17 protein-coding genes and 1 pseudogene are annotated in these 15,234 nt (G+C 56.7%); 5 read left to right on the forward strand and 13 right to left on the reverse strand.

Annotation, left to right across the window (positions count from 1 at the left end):
* Positions 1-142 precede the first annotated feature (142 nt).
* The 4 genes from RLCC275e_RS33240 to RLCC275e_RS33255 form a co-directional block, all read right to left on the reverse strand.
* Positions 143-694 carry a sugar O-acetyltransferase gene (locus RLCC275e_RS33240; RefSeq protein ID WP_017968972.1) on the reverse strand — a complete coding sequence of 184 codons (552 nt, stop codon included), beginning with the start codon at positions 692-694 and terminating at the stop codon, positions 143-145.
* Positions 695-1,172: 478 nt separating this feature from the next.
* Positions 1,173-2,381 carry a beta-ketoacyl-[acyl-carrier-protein] synthase family protein gene (locus RLCC275e_RS33245; RefSeq protein ID WP_033181208.1) on the reverse strand — a complete coding sequence of 403 codons (1,209 nt, stop codon included), beginning with the start codon at positions 2,379-2,381 and terminating at the stop codon, positions 1,173-1,175.
* Positions 2,381-2,659, reverse strand: coding sequence for a phosphopantetheine-binding protein (locus tag RLCC275e_RS33250; protein WP_033181209.1), 279 nt, complete (start codon positions 2,657-2,659; stop codon positions 2,381-2,383). Before RLCC275e_RS33250 ends, RLCC275e_RS33245 begins: the two co-directional genes overlap by 1 nt.
* A 474-nt stretch (positions 2,660-3,133) precedes the next feature.
* Positions 3,134-4,081 carry a LysR family transcriptional regulator gene (locus RLCC275e_RS33255; RefSeq protein WP_033181210.1) on the reverse strand — a complete coding sequence of 316 codons (948 nt, stop codon included), beginning with the start codon at positions 4,079-4,081 and terminating at the stop codon, positions 3,134-3,136.
* A gap of 230 nt (positions 4,082-4,311) precedes the next feature.
* Here RLCC275e_RS33255 and RLCC275e_RS33260 point away from each other — a divergent pair, with 230 nt between their 5' ends.
* From RLCC275e_RS33260 to RLCC275e_RS33280, 5 genes are read left to right on the forward strand one after another with little or no spacing between them, the layout of a single operon-like run.
* Entirely contained in the window at positions 4,312-4,902 is a 591-nt protein-coding gene (locus RLCC275e_RS33260; protein WP_082229751.1) for a NodA family N-acyltransferase, read from the forward strand.
* Positions 4,899-5,549: a chitooligosaccharide deacetylase NodB gene (gene nodB / locus RLCC275e_RS33265; RefSeq protein WP_082229752.1), complete on the forward strand. Its 651-nt coding sequence runs from the start codon at positions 4,899-4,901 to the stop codon at positions 5,547-5,549. The genes RLCC275e_RS33260 and nodB overlap by 4 nt, the downstream gene beginning before the upstream one ends.
* Before the next feature lie 20 nt (positions 5,550-5,569).
* Complete coding sequence (nodC, locus tag RLCC275e_RS33270; RefSeq protein ID WP_033181212.1) at positions 5,570-6,850, forward strand: chitooligosaccharide synthase NodC; 1,281 nt, start codon at positions 5,570-5,572, stop codon at positions 6,848-6,850.
* Positions 6,851-6,888: 38 nt separating this feature from the next.
* Positions 6,889-7,917: a nodulation factor ABC transporter ATP-binding protein NodI gene (gene nodI / locus RLCC275e_RS33275; RefSeq protein WP_082229773.1), complete on the forward strand. Its 1,029-nt coding sequence runs from the start codon at positions 6,889-6,891 to the stop codon at positions 7,915-7,917.
* Positions 7,914-8,702 carry an ABC transporter permease gene (locus tag RLCC275e_RS33280; RefSeq protein WP_033181213.1) on the forward strand — a complete coding sequence of 263 codons (789 nt, stop codon included), beginning with the start codon at positions 7,914-7,916 and terminating at the stop codon, positions 8,700-8,702. Before nodI ends, RLCC275e_RS33280 begins: the two co-directional genes overlap by 4 nt.
* Before the next feature lie 255 nt (positions 8,703-8,957).
* Here the strand turns inward: RLCC275e_RS33280 and RLCC275e_RS33285 are convergent.
* From RLCC275e_RS33285 to nifB, 9 genes and pseudogenes are all read right to left on the reverse strand, one after another.
* A pseudogene (locus RLCC275e_RS33285) lies at positions 8,958-9,136 on the reverse strand (transposase domain-containing protein); the annotation flags it as partial.
* Between the two features lie 92 nt (positions 9,137-9,228).
* Complete coding sequence (locus RLCC275e_RS33290; protein WP_017965518.1) at positions 9,229-9,582, reverse strand: hypothetical protein; 354 nt, start codon at positions 9,580-9,582, stop codon at positions 9,229-9,231.
* A 127-nt stretch (positions 9,583-9,709) separates the two neighbouring features.
* Positions 9,710-11,299, reverse strand: coding sequence for an IS66 family transposase (gene tnpC / locus RLCC275e_RS33295; RefSeq protein WP_033181214.1), 1,590 nt, complete (start codon positions 11,297-11,299; stop codon positions 9,710-9,712).
* A gap of 52 nt (positions 11,300-11,351) precedes the next feature.
* Positions 11,352-11,705, reverse strand: a complete 354-nt coding sequence (gene tnpB / locus RLCC275e_RS33300) for an IS66 family insertion sequence element accessory protein TnpB (protein ID WP_033181215.1) — start codon at positions 11,703-11,705, stop codon at positions 11,352-11,354.
* Positions 11,698-12,132, reverse strand: a complete 435-nt coding sequence (gene tnpA / locus RLCC275e_RS33305; RefSeq protein WP_082229754.1) for an IS66-like element accessory protein TnpA — start codon at positions 12,130-12,132, stop codon at positions 11,698-11,700. Before tnpA ends, tnpB begins: the two co-directional genes overlap by 8 nt.
* A gap of 86 nt (positions 12,133-12,218) precedes the next feature.
* Positions 12,219-12,752 carry an Ntn hydrolase family protein gene (locus RLCC275e_RS33310; RefSeq protein ID WP_033181216.1) on the reverse strand — a complete coding sequence of 178 codons (534 nt, stop codon included), beginning with the start codon at positions 12,750-12,752 and terminating at the stop codon, positions 12,219-12,221.
* A 319-nt stretch (positions 12,753-13,071) separates the two neighbouring features.
* Entirely contained in the window at positions 13,072-13,272 is a 201-nt protein-coding gene (gene nifT / locus RLCC275e_RS33315) for a putative nitrogen fixation protein NifT (RefSeq protein WP_027688422.1), read from the reverse strand.
* Positions 13,273-13,439: 167 nt separating this feature from the next.
* Positions 13,440-13,634, reverse strand: a complete 195-nt coding sequence (locus RLCC275e_RS33320; protein WP_003563211.1) for a 4Fe-4S binding protein — start codon at positions 13,632-13,634, stop codon at positions 13,440-13,442.
* Positions 13,635-13,667: 33 nt separating this feature from the next.
* Positions 13,668-15,140, reverse strand: coding sequence for a nitrogenase cofactor biosynthesis protein NifB (nifB, locus tag RLCC275e_RS33325; RefSeq protein ID WP_082229774.1), 1,473 nt, complete (start codon positions 15,138-15,140; stop codon positions 13,668-13,670).
* Positions 15,141-15,234: the final 94 nt, after the last annotated feature.

The following is a 15,234-nucleotide window of genomic DNA, read 5'->3' on the forward strand; positions in this document are numbered from 1 at the left end:
TCCGTCAGAAAGCCGTCGTGGTTGCCGTTGGCCGGTCTGATATCCAAGATTTAAGCATCAACCACCCCGCATCGGCTTGGTGGCAAGTGGGAGTTTTGGTTCACAAGCACCGCCTTGACTATGGCGTTCTCAGCGGCTTGCCTCAGCGCTTCAACCGAGCCGGATTTCCCATGGCCTTTTCCCCCGCGGGTATATCGCGGGTGACTACGCTTCCGGCGCCGATGACGGCGTTGTCGCCGATCGTCACCCCTGGGAGAATAATTGCTCCACCACCAATCCAGACATCTTTACCAATCCGGACAGGCCGACCTAGCTGCAGACCAGCCTGCCGCTGCTCGGGATCATGCGGGTGGTCGGCGGTGTAAATCTGCACAGCCGGCCCGACTGCCGTCCCAGCACCGATCGTCACTTCTGCTACGTCAAGGATCACGCAGTTGAAATTGATGTAAACGTAGGCACCAAGCCTGATGTTAAAGCCGTAGTCGCAATGAAATGGCGGACGAATGACGGCTCCAGTTCCGACCTCTCCTAGTCGCTCCAGAAGAAGTGCGTTCCAATGCTCGGCCGTACTTCCCAGAGTATCATTATATCTCTTCAGCCAAGCTCCCGTGGCCAACAGGTCCGTCTGAATCTCCTCGTCCGCCGGGTTGTACATCTCGCCCGCCAGCATCTTTTCTTTTTGAGTGCGTGTCATTGTCTGTTCTCAGATCGCGTTCATCGATGAAGTTGTTAGTCCTCTGACGCCCGGCTTGAACGAGGTTCAGATAAGCTCCTCTTCTCGACGCTCAACATCGCATGGCGCAGAAGAGAAGTCCCGGCAGGAATCGGTCGACAACGCGGCGTTTGCGTGGTCCAGAGGGTCGTCCGACAGCAGTGGATTGAAAGTGGCAGTGACCAGCCCGGCCGGCAAGCGGAATCGACAGCAGGTGTAGTTGAAGAGCCGCTCCGAGACCCGGAGCGGGCGCTCTTTCCAGCCGGTTTTTTGGATGATCATAACTCCGGAACGCAACCATATTTTCCTCGCCCCGCCTTGTGAGCAATCCCCGGCGAGCCGTTGTGGGCTAACCATTGGTGCGAATTGACCTGCATTAGTAACAGCACCCCAGTTAGCTTCTCTCCAGCGGCCCTCGCGGTTGCGGCTGGAACCATTCACGGCCACATCGTCCGCCCCTTCACACCTGTCTGAATGCCAGGACGGCGTTGGTGCCTCCCATAGCGAACGCATTGCTCATCGCTACGCGCACCTTGCGCTCACGCGGGACATTGGGCGTGACATCGAGATCGCACTGCGGGTCAGGCTCACGATAGTTGGCGGTGGGCGGTATGACACCTTCTTGGATCGCCATTATACAGGCAATCATTTCAAGTGCACTGGCGGCACCCAGGCAATGGGCGTGCATGGACTTGGTGGAGGAGACGGACATCTGAAAAGCGTGGTCTCCGAAGACGCGCTTGATCGCTGCCGTCTCCATCTCGTCATTCGCAACGGTGCCGGTGCCGTGTGCGTTCAGGTAGTCTACATCGTCCGGGTTTAGCTCGGCATCGGCGAGGCAGCTGCGCATTGCGGCCTCCGGTCCCTCGATGGAGGGCATGACAATGTCGTAGGCATCGCCGGAGAGTCCGATTCCGGCAACCTCGGCAAGCATAGTCGCACCGCGGGCAGTGGCGTGCTCGTAGCTTTCCAGGACAGCCATTCCGGCACCCTCGCCAAGGACAACACCTTTTCTGTCGGCGGAGAACGGGCGACAGGTATCAGGGGCAAGCACGCGCAGTGCCTCCCATGATTTCAGGACGCCCCATGTGAGCGGCGCATCGCTTCCCCCGGCAAGCATGACGTCTGCACGGCCCAGCCTGATCTGATCTACCGCGGAAGCGATGGCATGATTGCCCGCCGCGCAAGCGGAGGTGACGCCGAAGACGGGGCCGCGCAGGCCGAGATAAATGCTGACCTGGCCGGCAGCCGCGCTTGGCATTCCCTTGGGTGCTGTGAAAATGCGCGCGCGGGTCACTCCGTCTAGAAGGATACTGCGGTATGTTTCTTCAATCGTTCCCCAGCCGGGCCCGCCGACGCCCATCGCGGCGCCGTAGCGGTGGGCATTTTGTTCATTGGTGGAAAGCCCGGCCTGTCGCATGGCTTCGGTTGCAGCAATCACTGCAAGCAGGCTGAAGCGGTCCATAGAGACAAGCTGTTTGCGAGGGATGTCGTGTCCCGGTATCGCCCTGATTTCGGCACCAACGGTGCCTTCCATATCATAGAGATCTGTGGTGATGATCGGGCTGATTGCGGAGCGGCCTTCGCGCATTTCTTTCCAAATAGATGAAGCGTTTGTTCCTAATCCGCATAGTCCGCCAATCCCCGTGATTACGACGCGCCTATCCATCACGCCTCCTTCGCGATCAAGCCGCGAACAGCTTCGACGACATCGCCGATATTTTTCAGATTAGACCAGGCATCGGTCGTGTTCATCTCGATCCTGATGCCGTAGGCCTGCTCCAGGTCCCAGAGCACATCGGCCAAAGCCAGGGAATCGATGCCAAGGGAAGTCAATTCGCTATCAGCGGTGATTTCTCCGATTGCTACAGGAATCCTCCCACCGTTTTCAGATTGGGCGAGATTTTTGATTGCGGCAATAATTTCTACTGTGAGCTGATCGGCCATCTTAGTCCTTTCAATCATTTCAAACTGGCGCGGCTGATTATCCCGGCCTAGCAACCCTTGAGCACGCTCGATGCTCTCACGGAGGGACCGGCCCTACGTCTGGCTCTGTGCTATGGGGCACGCAGAAGAATTGGTAAAATTGATTGATTGGATCGAATTCATCCAGAATATGGATGATGTGAGCCCTTTTTTGTAGAATTTCCGGCCTCTCGGACGGCCAGAACTGCGTGCGAGATATCTGGGGGTCGGATGTCAAGCGCCAGATATCAGATGTTGAGAGGCAGGCGGGATCAGGACTGGCCTGCCGACCTAGGTCTATGACAATCGCCCGGGATAGCACGAGTAGAAACGCAGCAATGGACCAATGGCCACTTTGATTACGTCACGGGTTGACCACCCAGAGGAACCAAGACTGCGAAATTGGCAGAGTCGCCAGAGCGTGGGACGACAAATTTGACTGAAGCTCGACCGGGACTACATCGCTCTGGCCTTTTGAAAGTCACCTTCGACGGATGCCTCAATGCGCGAAGCCTCCTCCAATATTATGTTGCGCATCCAGATGTTCCCAGGGTCGGAATTGTGAAGCAAGGGCCACTGTATAGCCTCCGTGAATGAGAGAGGAGGCAGCGGATGATCTACGATCTGAAGGGGAATCGTCGGTTCGAAATGTCTGACAAGCCGCAAGGGAAGGGTTGATATCCGATTCGTCCCCTGAAGTAGTATCGGGATCGCGTTAAAGCCCTGGACCACGATTTCGATACGCCGCTTAAAACCGTGCTCCAGCAACAGCCATTGTTCAACGGATGGCTTCAAAGTACGCCCAAACATGGTCGCGACGTGTCCCAGCGACATGAATCGCTCAAGGGAAAGCTTCCCGTGCAGCTGCTGATTGTTAGGGCAGCCGACACATACGAGTTTCTCCCCAAACAGCTTCGCACTGGGATGAGGGGCTGACATGAACTGTTTTGGAAGGATCAAAAAATCCACATCTCCGCCATGGAGACGTTCGTCCGGATAATCAATCATGTGGAGTAATTCAAAACTGACGCCGGGCGCCTCTCGCGCTACGCGCTTTATGACCTTTTCGAAGAATACCAGCGTCATGAAATCGGACAGTACGATTCTGAAGCGCCGGTCAGATTCCGCCGGGACCAATGGATCCCACGCAATGACAGAGAGCTGAATCTGAAGCAGAGCTTCGCGAACTGCAGGGGCGAGCGCCTCGGCTCGCGGTGTCGGGACAAGTCTGCGCTGCTGCATCACAAACAGCTCGTCATTGAAGTAGGCGCGCAACCTGCCGATGGCTGCGCTCATGGCTGGTTGACTGAGGTTGATGCTGCGCGCTGCCGCGGTGAGCTTTCGCTCGGTCATCAAAGCATCGAGCGCCACGAGAAGGTTTAGATCCAGGCCCTTAAACCGCATATTCGATCCATGATGTAGATGATTGTGATCCAAACAATCAATTTTACCAATCTTTCGGAGTGCTTATTAGAAAGGCCGGAACTTATCAAGGCGCCAAAGCAAACTAGCGGAGGCGGATCGTATCTGTCGCAAATTGACGACGAGCGGTCCCATCTGTCCCATCAGCGTGTGCGCCTGCACCAAATCTTTGCTGCTTGGACTTGCGGCTGAGAAACGAATTGGAGCTTTGAATGTCTGCTGGAGTGCGGTGGAAAATAACATGGGAAAATGATCTCGAACCGTCGGATCATGCGGAACTGTCTGAATTTTTCCGAGCAACCTATGGTCCGACTGGCGAATTCAATGCCAAACCTTTTGAGACTGGCAGAAGCTGGGCAGGTGCGAGGCCGGAACGCCGGGCAATTGCTTACGATTCAAAAGGCGTAGCCAGCCACATGGGTTTGCTGCGTCGTTTCATAAAAGTCGGCGACACCGATTTGCTGGTCGCCGAACTTGGCTTGTATGGAGTGCGCCCGGATCTGGAGGGGCTTGGCATCGCTCACTCGATCCGCGCTTTGGCTCCGGCGTTGCAGGAACTGGCGGTGCCGTTCGCGTTCGGCACTGTCCGACATGCTATGCGGAACCACGTAGAGAGATTTTGCCGAGACGGTATTTCCAATATCGTCACGGGGGTTCGTGTACGCTCGACGCTTCCAGATGTGCTGCCCGATATGCCCTCCACGCGCACCGAAGACGTGCTCGTCCTGGTATTTCCGATAGGACGACCGATGAGCGAGTGGCCCTCCGGATCATTGATCGAACGAAACGGGTGCGAGCTATGAAGCGGCGCTCTTATATAAGCGAAGTACCGTTTGATGAGGCCGGGAGCGACGATCGTAGCATCTACTTGACGTTCGACGACGGTCCCAATCCGGAATGCACTGGCCAGATTCTGGATGTGCTCGCCGAACACCGCGTACCAGCCACCTTTTTCGTCCTCGGTGCCTATGTCAAAGACCATCCCGATCTCGTCCGCCGTGTTGCGGCAGAAGGTCACTTGGTCGGCAATCACACGATGACCCACCCCGATCTTACGGCCTGTGACTCGGAGGCAATCGAACGAGAGATAAAGGATACAAACGAAGCCATTGTTTCGGCGTGTCCCCAAGTTGCGGTTCAACATATACGAGCGCCATACGGCGCTTGGAACGCGGATGTCCTTTCAAGATCCATGAACGCCGGACTTCGACCTGTTCACTGGTCGATAGACCCGAGAGACTGGTCCTGTCCCGGAGTCGATTCTATCGTTGACGCGGTACTCGCTGCTGCTCGGCCAGGTGCAATCGTGCTTTTGCACGACGGTTGCCCACCTGATGAGGTCGGGAACTGCAAGCTCACCGGGCTGCGTGATCAAACACTTTCGGCGCTCTTGGCAATTATCCCGGCACTGCATAGCCGTGGATTTTCCCTTCGTTCACTTCCCCAGTAAAACTAAATCGACGAGAAACCATGACCTTGCTTGAAACAACCAGCATCGCCGCCGTCTCGCTTTATGGACTGCTTTCCTCCGCCTATAGGAGTGTACAGGTCCTTCATGCTCGGCAAACTCTCAAGTCGGAAACAGCGGAAAACACCGTCGAAGAGAGCTCGTTGCCAAGTGTGGACATCATTGTGCCTTCATTTAACGAGAGCCCGCGCGTCCTGTCCGATTGCCTGGCATCCCTCGCCAACCAGGACTATCCGGGGGTATTGCGCGTTGTTGTGGTTGACGACGGTTCCAGAAACCGTGACGCGGTGGTGGCCGAGCAGATCGTCTATGCGGGTGACGCGAGATTTGAATTCATCATGCTGCCCAGGAATGTCGGAAAGCGCAAAGCGCAAATCGCCGCCATTTCCCGATCATCCGGGGACCTCATCCTGAATGTGGATTCAGACACCACTCTCGCCAGCGATGTTGTTTCCAAACTCAGTCAGAAAATGCGCGATCCGGCGGTCGGTGCGGTGATGGGGCAGCTTGTCGCAAGCAATCAGAACGACTCGTGGCTGACCCGATTGATCGACATGGAGTACTGGCTGGCCTGCAATGAGGAGCGCGCCGCGCAGGGACGCTTCGGTGCCGTGATGTGTTGCTGTGGACCCTGTGCCATGTACCGCCGGTCCGCCTTCGTCTTGCTTCTTGATCAATACGAGACGCAGCTTTATCGGGGAAAGCCGAGTGACTTTGGCGAGGACCGTCATCTGACCATTCTAATGCTAAGCGCCGGCTTCCGTACCGAATATGTCCCAAGCGCCATCGCCGCAACCGTCGTTCCTGACGGTTTGGCTGCCTATCTGCGCCAGCAACTGCGTTGGGCACGGAGTACATTCCGAGATACCCTGCTCGGACTTCACCTCCTCCGTGGCATGAACTGGTATCTGACTTTGGACGTCGTCGGGCAGAATGCCGGCCCTCTTCTGCTCGCTTTGTCCGTACTGGCGGGTCTTGCACAGTTTGCCTTGGCGGGTTCAGTGCCCTGGTGGACGATAGGAACGATTGGATCATTGACACTGATACGATGCGGCGTAGCTGCTTATCGTGCCAGGCAGCTTAGATTTGTTGGCTTCTCGCTGCACACGCTTGTGAACGTCTTTCTATTACTTCCTGTGAAAGCTTATGCGCTCTGTACGTTGTCCAACAGTGATTGGCTGTCGCGCGGCTCCGGAGTCAACGCTTCAGGTGCCGTTCTAAAGCAGAAGGCCTCCGAAACTCCAATGCTTGCGGCCCCTGAAGCTACTTTCAGCGGCGAATGATCGCTGTGTCGCCGCATCTTGCAAACCTCAGGAATCACATGAACGGTCAATCGGATCTACAGGCAGCTGTGGCTGAGACGCTCCGCCGACAAGGCAACCTACCATGCATTTCGATTTCAGAAGCAATCGCTCCCCAAGTAGGAGCGATATCTTCTATTGCGATCGAACTCGTCGGCGTTACCAAATCATATCGTGGGAAGGCCGTGGTTGACGGATTGTCTTTCAACATTGGGTCAGGAGAATGCTTTGGCCTATTAGGCCCAAACGGCGCCGGAAAAAGCACAATCAGCCGTATGATTCTCGGGATGACGTCGCCCGATGCGGGCAATATTTCGGTGCTCGGAGTGCAGGTACCCCGGCAGGCTCGCTCGGCGCGCGCCCGTATCGGTGTCGTTTCTCAGTTCGACAATCTCGACATGGAGTTCACCGTTAGAGAAAACCTGTTTGTCTACGGCCGGTACTTCCGCATGAAACGGCGGGAGATCGAAGCGATCGTGCCCTCGCTGCTGGAATTTGCGCGGCTTGAAAACAAGGCAGATACAAGGGTGGCCGATCTTTCTGGAGGCATGAAGCGGCGCCTATCATTGGCGCGCGCGCTGATCAATGACCCGCAGATCCTCATACTAGATGAACCGACCACCGGCCTCGACCCGCACGCACGCCACCTGATCTGGGAGCGTTTGCGATCGCTGTTGGCGCAAGGCAAGACGATCCTTTTGACGACCCACATCATGGAAGAGGCAGAACGCTTATGTGACCGGCTGTGCGTGCTCGAAGGTGGAGTTAAGATAGCCGAAGGTCGCCCCTTTGACCTGATAAAGGAGCAGATCGGCTGCCCCGTCATCGAGATCTATGGCGGAGACCCGCAGGAGATTAGCCTTTTGATCAAGCCGAACGCACGGCGCATCGAAATCAGTGGCGAGACCCTGTTCTGCTACACCCCCGACCCAGAACAAGTTCGGGCGCGACTGCGCGGACACTGGGGTCTGCGCCTCCTGGAGCGGCCGCCAAACTTGGAGGACGTCTTCTTGCGGTTAACCGGACGCGAGATGGGGAAGTACCAATGAGTGGAGATTCCGTAACGGCATTGCCGGGCGGCAGCTTGAACTGGATTGCTGTCTGGCGTCGAAATTACCTTGCATGGAAAAAGGCGGCGCTGGCGTCGCTTCTGGGTCATTTGGCCGAACCTTTGATCTACCTTTTTGGCCTTGGCGCTGGCTTGGGCGTGATGGTGGGCCGCGTTGGGGGCGTTTCCTATACTGCTTTCCTGGCAGCTGGAATGGTCGCGACAAGTGCGATGACGGCTGCAACGTTTGAGACGATTTACGCAGCTTTCGGCCGGATGGAGGGTCAGCGCACTTGGGAAGCGATGCTCTACACACAGCTGAGGCTAGGCGATATTGTTCTCGGTGAGATGGCTTGGGCGGCGACGAAGGCCGCTTTGGCGGGTGCCGGCATAGGCGTGGTCGCCGCCGCTCTAGGATACACGCAGTGGCTGTCGCTGCTATATGCGCTTCCGGTCATCGCGCTGACGGGTTTGGCCTTTGCAAGCCTTGGGATGGTCGTCACAGCCCTTGCTCCGAGCTATGATTATTTCATCTTTTATCAGACGCTTGTTATCACACCTATATTGTTCCTCTCGGGTGCCGTCTTTCCAGTCGATCAACTGCCAATTGTCTTCCAGACGGCTGCGCGATTTCTTCCTCTGTCGCATTCGATCGACCTCATACGTCCGATAATGCTCGGTCACCCCGTGGTGGATGTCTGCCTGCACGTCGGCGCACTTTGCATCTACATCGTCATCCCATTCTTTTTATCGACAGCCTTGCTGCGGCGCCGACTATTGCGCTGAAGATCATTAATGCGCGCAGGCCGACTGGGATCCGTCGTTTTGGCTTTTCTGCCAGGCAAGCCCCTTGCTTCTGATCCGGGAGGTGCTCACTAGGCTCAGGACCTATCAAATCGCTTGCATCGGCCTCCCTTCCTTTACTGATCAGAATGAAAAGGAGACGCTGCGAGCCTATTGTAAGCGCGATTTTCCATGCGCATTGACGGCTGCGGCACCGCTGAAGCGCACTCGTACCGGGAGAGATACGCGGCTCTGTCGGGCCGCAGAGGTTTTGGAGAAGTTGAACGGTAGCAAGTCGCCGACGTCGGCCTCTTCGCCTCGCTGTGGCAACCCGGTGAGCACATCGCGCAGCCAAGTGAGTGGATCGACGCCACAGGCGCGGCAAGTCGGCATCAAACTATAGATCACTGGCTCGCCTTGGCTCCGTCAGCGGTGTCGGGCACACATATTACTGACCGGCGAATATCTCTGGCTGAAGGGAGCAAAGGCTTAGAGTGTCATTTCCGCCCCCAGCCGGAACCAACCCCTTTTATCGGATCGACATGCGGTAGCAGTGCTCTATCATCCGTCCCCTAAGGTTAAGATCGGTCATGCCAAATCTATCGACGTAGCCCAGCCCCAGGGCGAGTATTCCCTGCCCGGCGACGTTGCCCGGGTTATGGCTGTAGTGAGCTACGGCCATTTCCTCTTCCTTCGTATAAGTGGCAGGGCCTTGCAGCAGAGAGACAATCGACTGGCCTCGGGCATTCAGCAATCCGGCTTCGCTTGCCAATCCGAGTTCAACCAATTTGGCTTTTGTCTCTTTGAAGGTTGACGGCGTCGTCTTTTGAAAATGTTCAAGCACGGCCTTAACTTCTTCGTCGGTGAAATTGGCATGCTCCATGGAATGATCCTCTCAAAACAGGAAATCCGTAAAACCCTGTATAGAACCAGGGATATACCCGTGTCTCCTCCGAAAGCCAGACCCTGGCTGCCCAGCTCGAGGCACTCCAACAACGTGACCTGTTGGCTTAGGCCGCAGAGGTTTTGGAGAGGTTGAACGGCAGCAGGTCGCCGATGTCGGCCGCTTCTTCGCGCTGCGGCAACTCAGTGAGCACGTGGCGCAGCCAGGTGAGCGGGTCGACGCCACAGGCGCGGCAGGTCAGCATCAAACTGTAGATCACGGCGCTGGCCTTGGCTCCGTCAGCGGTGTCGCTGAACAGCCACGATTTCCTGCCGGTGGCAAAAACTCTGATCTCGCGTTCCAGAATGTTGTTATCGATCGGCATCCTGCCGTCGCTGGTATAGCGCGTTAGATAATCCCATTGGTTCAGGGTGTAGGACACTGCATCACCGAGCTTGGTATCCGGCACGACCTTCGGCGCGATATTGTCGAGCCAAGTCTTCAGAGCGTTCAGGACAGGCAAGCTGTGTTGTTGCCGGAAGCGGCGAATGCAGTCTGCTTTCGTCTCGCCGGCATCTGGGGTTTTGTCTCTTGCCTGCTTTTCGATCCGGTAGAGCTGCTCGAAGAACCGGAGTGCCTGTTCCGGCGGTCCGCCTCCGTTCTTCCTGGTTTTGAGAGCCTCGACGAAGCGCCGCCGTGAATGGGCGATGCATCCGACATGGGTTGCGCCATGTAATGTGCGCCAGGCGGTGTAGCCATCGGTCACCAATATGCCGCGGTAGTCACCGAGAAAGGCCTGCGGGTGGACCTGGCCGCGGCCCGGTTGATAATCGAGAAGCACGATTGGCTCCTCACTATTCTCGCCGCTGCGATATGCCCACATGTACGACGTGCTGGTGGCTTCCTTGTCCTTTTCCTTCAGCACTTGAACTGTCGTCTCGTCACCATGAATGAGAGGCTGCGACTGAAGCCGCAATCTCAGCGCATCGTAGATGCGATGCAGGTGCCTCTCGCTCGAGCCGATCACCCAGTGCGCGAGAGCGCCCCGGCTGATCGGAACACCGGCCCGTTCGAATGTTTGCGCCACGCGGTAGAGCGGCGTGCCGTCGACGTATTTGTGGACGAGTGTGAAGGCCAGTGTCGAGGCAGTGGCAATGCTGCCCGGCAAGGGCTGCGGCGGCATCGGTGCGATCACCACAGGCGTGTTGATCCCGGTGCGGTCGCAATGGCGGCAGGCGTATTTGAACCGCACATTCTGCAGAACCTTTGCCTTGACCTCGATATGGAGCTGTTCGCTAACGGCCTCGCCCATGCGATGCATTTGACTGTCGCAGCAAGGGCAAGTTTTTTGATCGTCGGGTAGATCGTATTCGACACGCTCGCCCGGCAGGTCTTCCGGCAGAGGTCTGCGGCCCCGCTTTTTACGCGCGGCGCTATCGACTGCTGGCAGGCCTGTATCCGTAAGATCGGCGACGTCGTCGCCATAATCACGATCATCCTCGTCTGCGGCCTCTTCGGCCTCGTTGAAGATGCGATCGATGTGCTTTTCGCTGCGGGGGGCAAAACGATGGAGCTTTGCGAGTACCAGCTCTTCTTCCAGCTTGGCGACCCGCTGCGAGAGCGCTTCCTTCTCGGCTTTGAGCGCGGCGATTTCGGCGGCACTTGCCGCCAACTGCGCCATCAGCTCTGCAACATCAGGTTCGCCGGTTTGGGTCATCCCAGTTTTGAATCTGAACCGCGTCGCCGCGTCAACAGATCAACACGCCACCTCAGCCGGCAATCTGATATTGCCGCACAGGATGACGGATCATCGCATCGATATCGATCCCGTCGAGAATCCAGTGCAGCTGCTCGGTCGTCAGTGTGACCACCGGCACCTCTCGGCGCGGCCATCGGAACTTGTCTTCGGTTAACCGCTTCAGGACCAGCACGAACCCGGACCGATCAAAGAACAGCAGCTTCACCCGGTCACGCCGACGGTTGCAGAAGGCAAACACTGCAGGAGCAAACGGGTCCAGCGCCATCGTCTCCTGGACCAGGACCGCAAGGCTGTTGATGCCCGCCCGGAAGTCGATCGGTTCGCGGTGCAGGTAGACTTGAAGATCAGCGCCAAGCTTAAACATGACCCAGAGCTCCGATTATTGCCGTCAATGCGTTGAGATCGCTGCACTCCAGCGTCAATCTCACACCATTCGGCAGTGACGCACTCACCTTTGCTGGAGAGGTCAGGGGGCCGCTTCTCTCCGTCGTCGGCAATCGCTCTTCGCGATCCGTGGCAGGCATCTCAATGTCGAACTCGCTGCTCGGGGCGGCGATCTGAACGGGAATAAACGCAGATGACGAAGACGGCGATAATGGATGGGCCTGGGTGTGTTTCCTGATCCATTTCCAAACGAGGTTCGCGTTGACCCCGTGTACTCGCGCAAGTTTCGATACTGATGCGCCGGGTTCAAGGCATGCCGCAACTAGGCGATCTTTCGAACCTGGATCGAAGCGGCGCCTTCCATTCCGACCAACCAGCCGCACGGCGAGTTTTTGACCTTCATCCATAACTTGGTGTCCACCTCTTTTAGGTGGACACCTCATGCCAAAGCTCACTCAACTACAGAAGGTGCGGTGAAATTCGCGGTTACAGCCTATTGCGTAGCCGTGCCCCGATATTTCCGGAAAAGTCGAACGACGCGCCCGATCTTTGACGGTTGGTTGGCGTCGGACGTATCGAGCTGCAAGGTCACAATAGGAGGTTCGGAGAAGGGATCGCACTCGATAGCCACGTTAACGGCGCCTAACATGTCAGCGCCGGCCCTGAAGGCGCCCAGCGCGTACGCACAACCCGAGCCTATCGCGATGAAGTCGGCCTCGATCGGGCCGGAAGGATAAATGCTGTTGTTGAAGAAAAATCTCGAGCCATCGACCTTTACCAGGAGCGCCTCAAAATCGGGCTCGTTCGTGCCAAACGCTTCCTTGCTCATGCCCCCCGTCACCCACTGCGTGACGAATTCATTCATACCGGGAACGGTGGACGAGACGCCGAGCAGCGAGCCTTTGTATTTCCCTGCCTCGATCCGGTGAATCTTCCTCTTGGCGCCGATCGGATGGCTGCTGCCGGAGAAGGCGCGGCTGTCAGAGGCCATTCTCCGAATCTTGGCGTCGTAGACGATGGTGGTCATACACCGAGCCCTCACTTGATGCGCTTCGGGCGCCTGATGGTGTTCGTAACCGACTGAAACCGGACCTGTGCCGAGTCAGGCACTTGCTTTATGCAAGCCGCGATATTCATGTGTTCCCGGGCTGCAAGCGAATGCTGTCTTGGTGTCTCGGGTTGTTCATGCGCGAAATGAAAAACGTAATCGTAAGATTGGGCATGTTTATCCTCCACGTGAACCAATGCCGTTATTTCACAAGATGGCTGCGCCAGCCGTTCCCTTCGCACATCGGCAGCCGCCGCTGTCGAAAGTCCGATGTTCGGTCCGCCCGTGTCAGTCCTGATCATTGCTTCCTCGCCTCGACTGTGATGGGTAAGCGGGTGCTCTGCGCTAGGTCGGGGAGGGCGAGGAGCCATCCGTTCCTTAGCAATACAAAGCCGCCCCACAAGTCATGACTCTCCACCGCAACAACCGGCTCCTCGACATCCTTTTTGGACATATAGATCGACAAGCCGGCCCCATTTCTCCGGATCATTGCTTTCATTTACTGTACCTCGTTTTACACGTGCTCCATTTCGCACCCGTTGGAACCGACGATGCTGCCACGCTCAACCACCTCATTGTTCCATGGGTTGCTGTCGAGGAGGATGCCCGCCTGCGCCAAAATGCTTTCGCAGGCGGGCCCCTTTTGCTTTCGTTTAGTACGGCTGCTCAGGCAGGAACGCAGGTGTTCGGCATGGGGCAAATGGCTCTGCATTTGGGCGCGTCAAACTCAATCCTGCACTCGGTGCATATTTTAGGATCGACCACGAATCTGTCAGTTTTGAAACTGATTGCGCCTGAGGGGCACTCAAATTCGCATGCGCCGCATTGGGTGCATTGTGAGGCGATGATTTTGAAGGCCATGATTCAGCTCCTCTGGTTTAGTCAAAGCGTGTGTCAAGTCGCGGCTGCTAAAGCGTCGTCGTGAAGCACCGCGCTATAATGAGCGTCGATTGCCTGCTCGATGTAGGAGCCGCCATAAGCGCCCGTTGCTCGAACACCTCGGCGTGCGAGTTTATTCGTAGGGCCCTTGCCGATCTGAGAACAAATCAGCAAATCTAAGCCTTCGAGCGCATTGATGATACTGTTGAGAGTAGCCTCCTCCCCCCATCCACCAAGGCAGTACGGGTCGATCTTCAGGTGACCAATCAATCCGATGCCTTTTTGACAGACTGAGAAAATTTGTAGTTCCTGCGCGTGACCGAAATGTTCATTGACCCGGCCTCCACCTTTGGTGGTTACAGCAATAAGGAGAAGTTCGTCAGATGGACCTGAGACCGATGTGGCCGCGCCCCTTGCTTCCAATGTTTGGGCGCGTCGCTCGCGCTCGATCAACTTGCGATAGGCATTGCGCTTGCCACTGTCGTTGGTCGCTTCAGCTGGGAGTTGGGAAATCTTGAATTCGTTTGCGCGATCATCACTGAGCAGACCGACTGCATCGGCGCGGCACTGGCGGCAATGGCGCATCACCTTCGTGTCGCCTTCAAGCCGATCCCGGAGCGCGATTAGTTCGGAAGGTGTAGGGCAACGCTGATCGTTCATGCCATAGAAAGTGCCATGTGTAGGCTCTGAAATCAGGGGCATTACGTTGTGCATGAACGCACCCCTGTCCTTGACCCACTTGTTAACATCGATGAGATGCTCGTCGTTGACGCCTGGGATCATCACGGAATTGACCTTGATGAGGATGCCGCGTTCTGCCAGCATTTCGAGCCCCAACATTTGCCTCTCATGAAGGATCCTGGACGCGTCGATACCGTTGTAGCGGCGGCCGTCATAGAATATCCAGGGGTAGATCTTGGTCCCGATCTTCGGATCTACCATGTTGATGGTGATCGTCACGTGCCCGACATTCATGTCGACAAGCTCGTCGACATGTTCAGGAAGTGCGAGACCATTGGTCGAGATGCAAAGCTTGACGTCAGGGATTTCCCGGGCGATCGGTATGAGCGTCGCCTTTGTTTTCCTCCAATCGTAGCAGGCATCGCCTGGCCCGGCGATGCCCACCACCGAAAGCTGCGGCACTTCGTTGGCGACCGCCATGGCCCTGCGCAGCGCCTGGTCGGGAGTGAGCCTATGGGATGCTACTCCTGGCCTGCTTTCGTTGGCGCAGTCGTATTTTCGATTGCAGTAATTGCATTGGATATTGCAGGCTGGTGCGACCGCGAGATGCATCCGCGCGAAATAGAGATGCGCCTCCCGCGAGAAGCACGGGTGGTCTTTGATCTTTTCAATGATTGCTGGAGCCATACCATTCGGCTCTGAACTACCACGGGATGAAGACGCATGGTCACCGAACGTTGTTGCCCCCGGCTCGCGTGCGGCAGGTGCTGTGTTGGTGATCCTACACTTACTCATCCCTCTGGACATTACGAACTCCAATGACGCTTGAAAGCTCAGTTCCGCGAGCAAGAGCGATGCCAGTCTGAGAAACGTCACCCTGCCAGCTGGGTATGCTCTTCGT

The sequence above is a fragment of the Rhizobium brockwellii genome (assembly GCF_000769405.2).
Lineage (GTDB): Bacteria > Pseudomonadota > Alphaproteobacteria > Rhizobiales > Rhizobiaceae > Rhizobium > Rhizobium brockwellii.

Coding starts and splice junctions, on each gene's coding strand:
- RLCC275e_RS33240 (WP_017968972.1), bottom strand. CDS start 694: ATGACACGCACTCAAAAAGAAAAGATGCTGGCGGGCGAGATGTACAAC.
- RLCC275e_RS33245 (WP_033181208.1), bottom strand. CDS start 2,381: ATGGATAGGCGCGTCGTAATCACGGGGATTGGCGGACTATGCGGATTA.
- RLCC275e_RS33250 (WP_033181209.1), bottom strand. CDS start 2,659: ATGGCCGATCAGCTCACAGTAGAAATTATTGCCGCAATCAAAAATCTC.
- RLCC275e_RS33255 (WP_033181210.1), bottom strand. CDS start 4,081: ATGCGGTTTAAGGGCCTGGATCTAAACCTTCTCGTGGCGCTCGATGCT.
- RLCC275e_RS33260 (WP_082229751.1), top strand. CDS start 4,312: ATGTCTGCTGGAGTGCGGTGGAAAATAACATGGGAAAATGATCTCGAA.
- nodB (WP_082229752.1), top strand. CDS start 4,899: ATGAAGCGGCGCTCTTATATAAGCGAAGTACCGTTTGATGAGGCCGGG.
- nodC (WP_033181212.1), top strand. CDS start 5,570: ATGACCTTGCTTGAAACAACCAGCATCGCCGCCGTCTCGCTTTATGGA.
- nodI (WP_082229773.1), top strand. CDS start 6,889: ATGAACGGTCAATCGGATCTACAGGCAGCTGTGGCTGAGACGCTCCGC.
- RLCC275e_RS33280 (WP_033181213.1), top strand. CDS start 7,914: ATGAGTGGAGATTCCGTAACGGCATTGCCGGGCGGCAGCTTGAACTGG.
- RLCC275e_RS33290 (WP_017965518.1), bottom strand. CDS start 9,582: ATGGAGCATGCCAATTTCACCGACGAAGAAGTTAAGGCCGTGCTTGAA.
- tnpC (WP_033181214.1), bottom strand. CDS start 11,299: ATGACCCAAACCGGCGAACCTGATGTTGCAGAGCTGATGGCGCAGTTG.
- tnpB (WP_033181215.1), bottom strand. CDS start 11,705: ATGTTTAAGCTTGGCGCTGATCTTCAAGTCTACCTGCACCGCGAACCG.
- tnpA (WP_082229754.1), bottom strand. CDS start 12,132: ATGGATGAAGGTCAAAAACTCGCCGTGCGGCTGGTTGGTCGGAATGGA.
- RLCC275e_RS33310 (WP_033181216.1), bottom strand. CDS start 12,752: ATGACCACCATCGTCTACGACGCCAAGATTCGGAGAATGGCCTCTGAC.
- nifT (WP_027688422.1), bottom strand. CDS start 13,272: ATGAAAGCAATGATCCGGAGAAATGGGGCCGGCTTGTCGATCTATATG.
- RLCC275e_RS33320 (WP_003563211.1), bottom strand. CDS start 13,634: ATGGCCTTCAAAATCATCGCCTCACAATGCACCCAATGCGGCGCATGC.
- nifB (WP_082229774.1), bottom strand. CDS start 15,140: ATGTCCAGAGGGATGAGTAAGTGTAGGATCACCAACACAGCACCTGCC.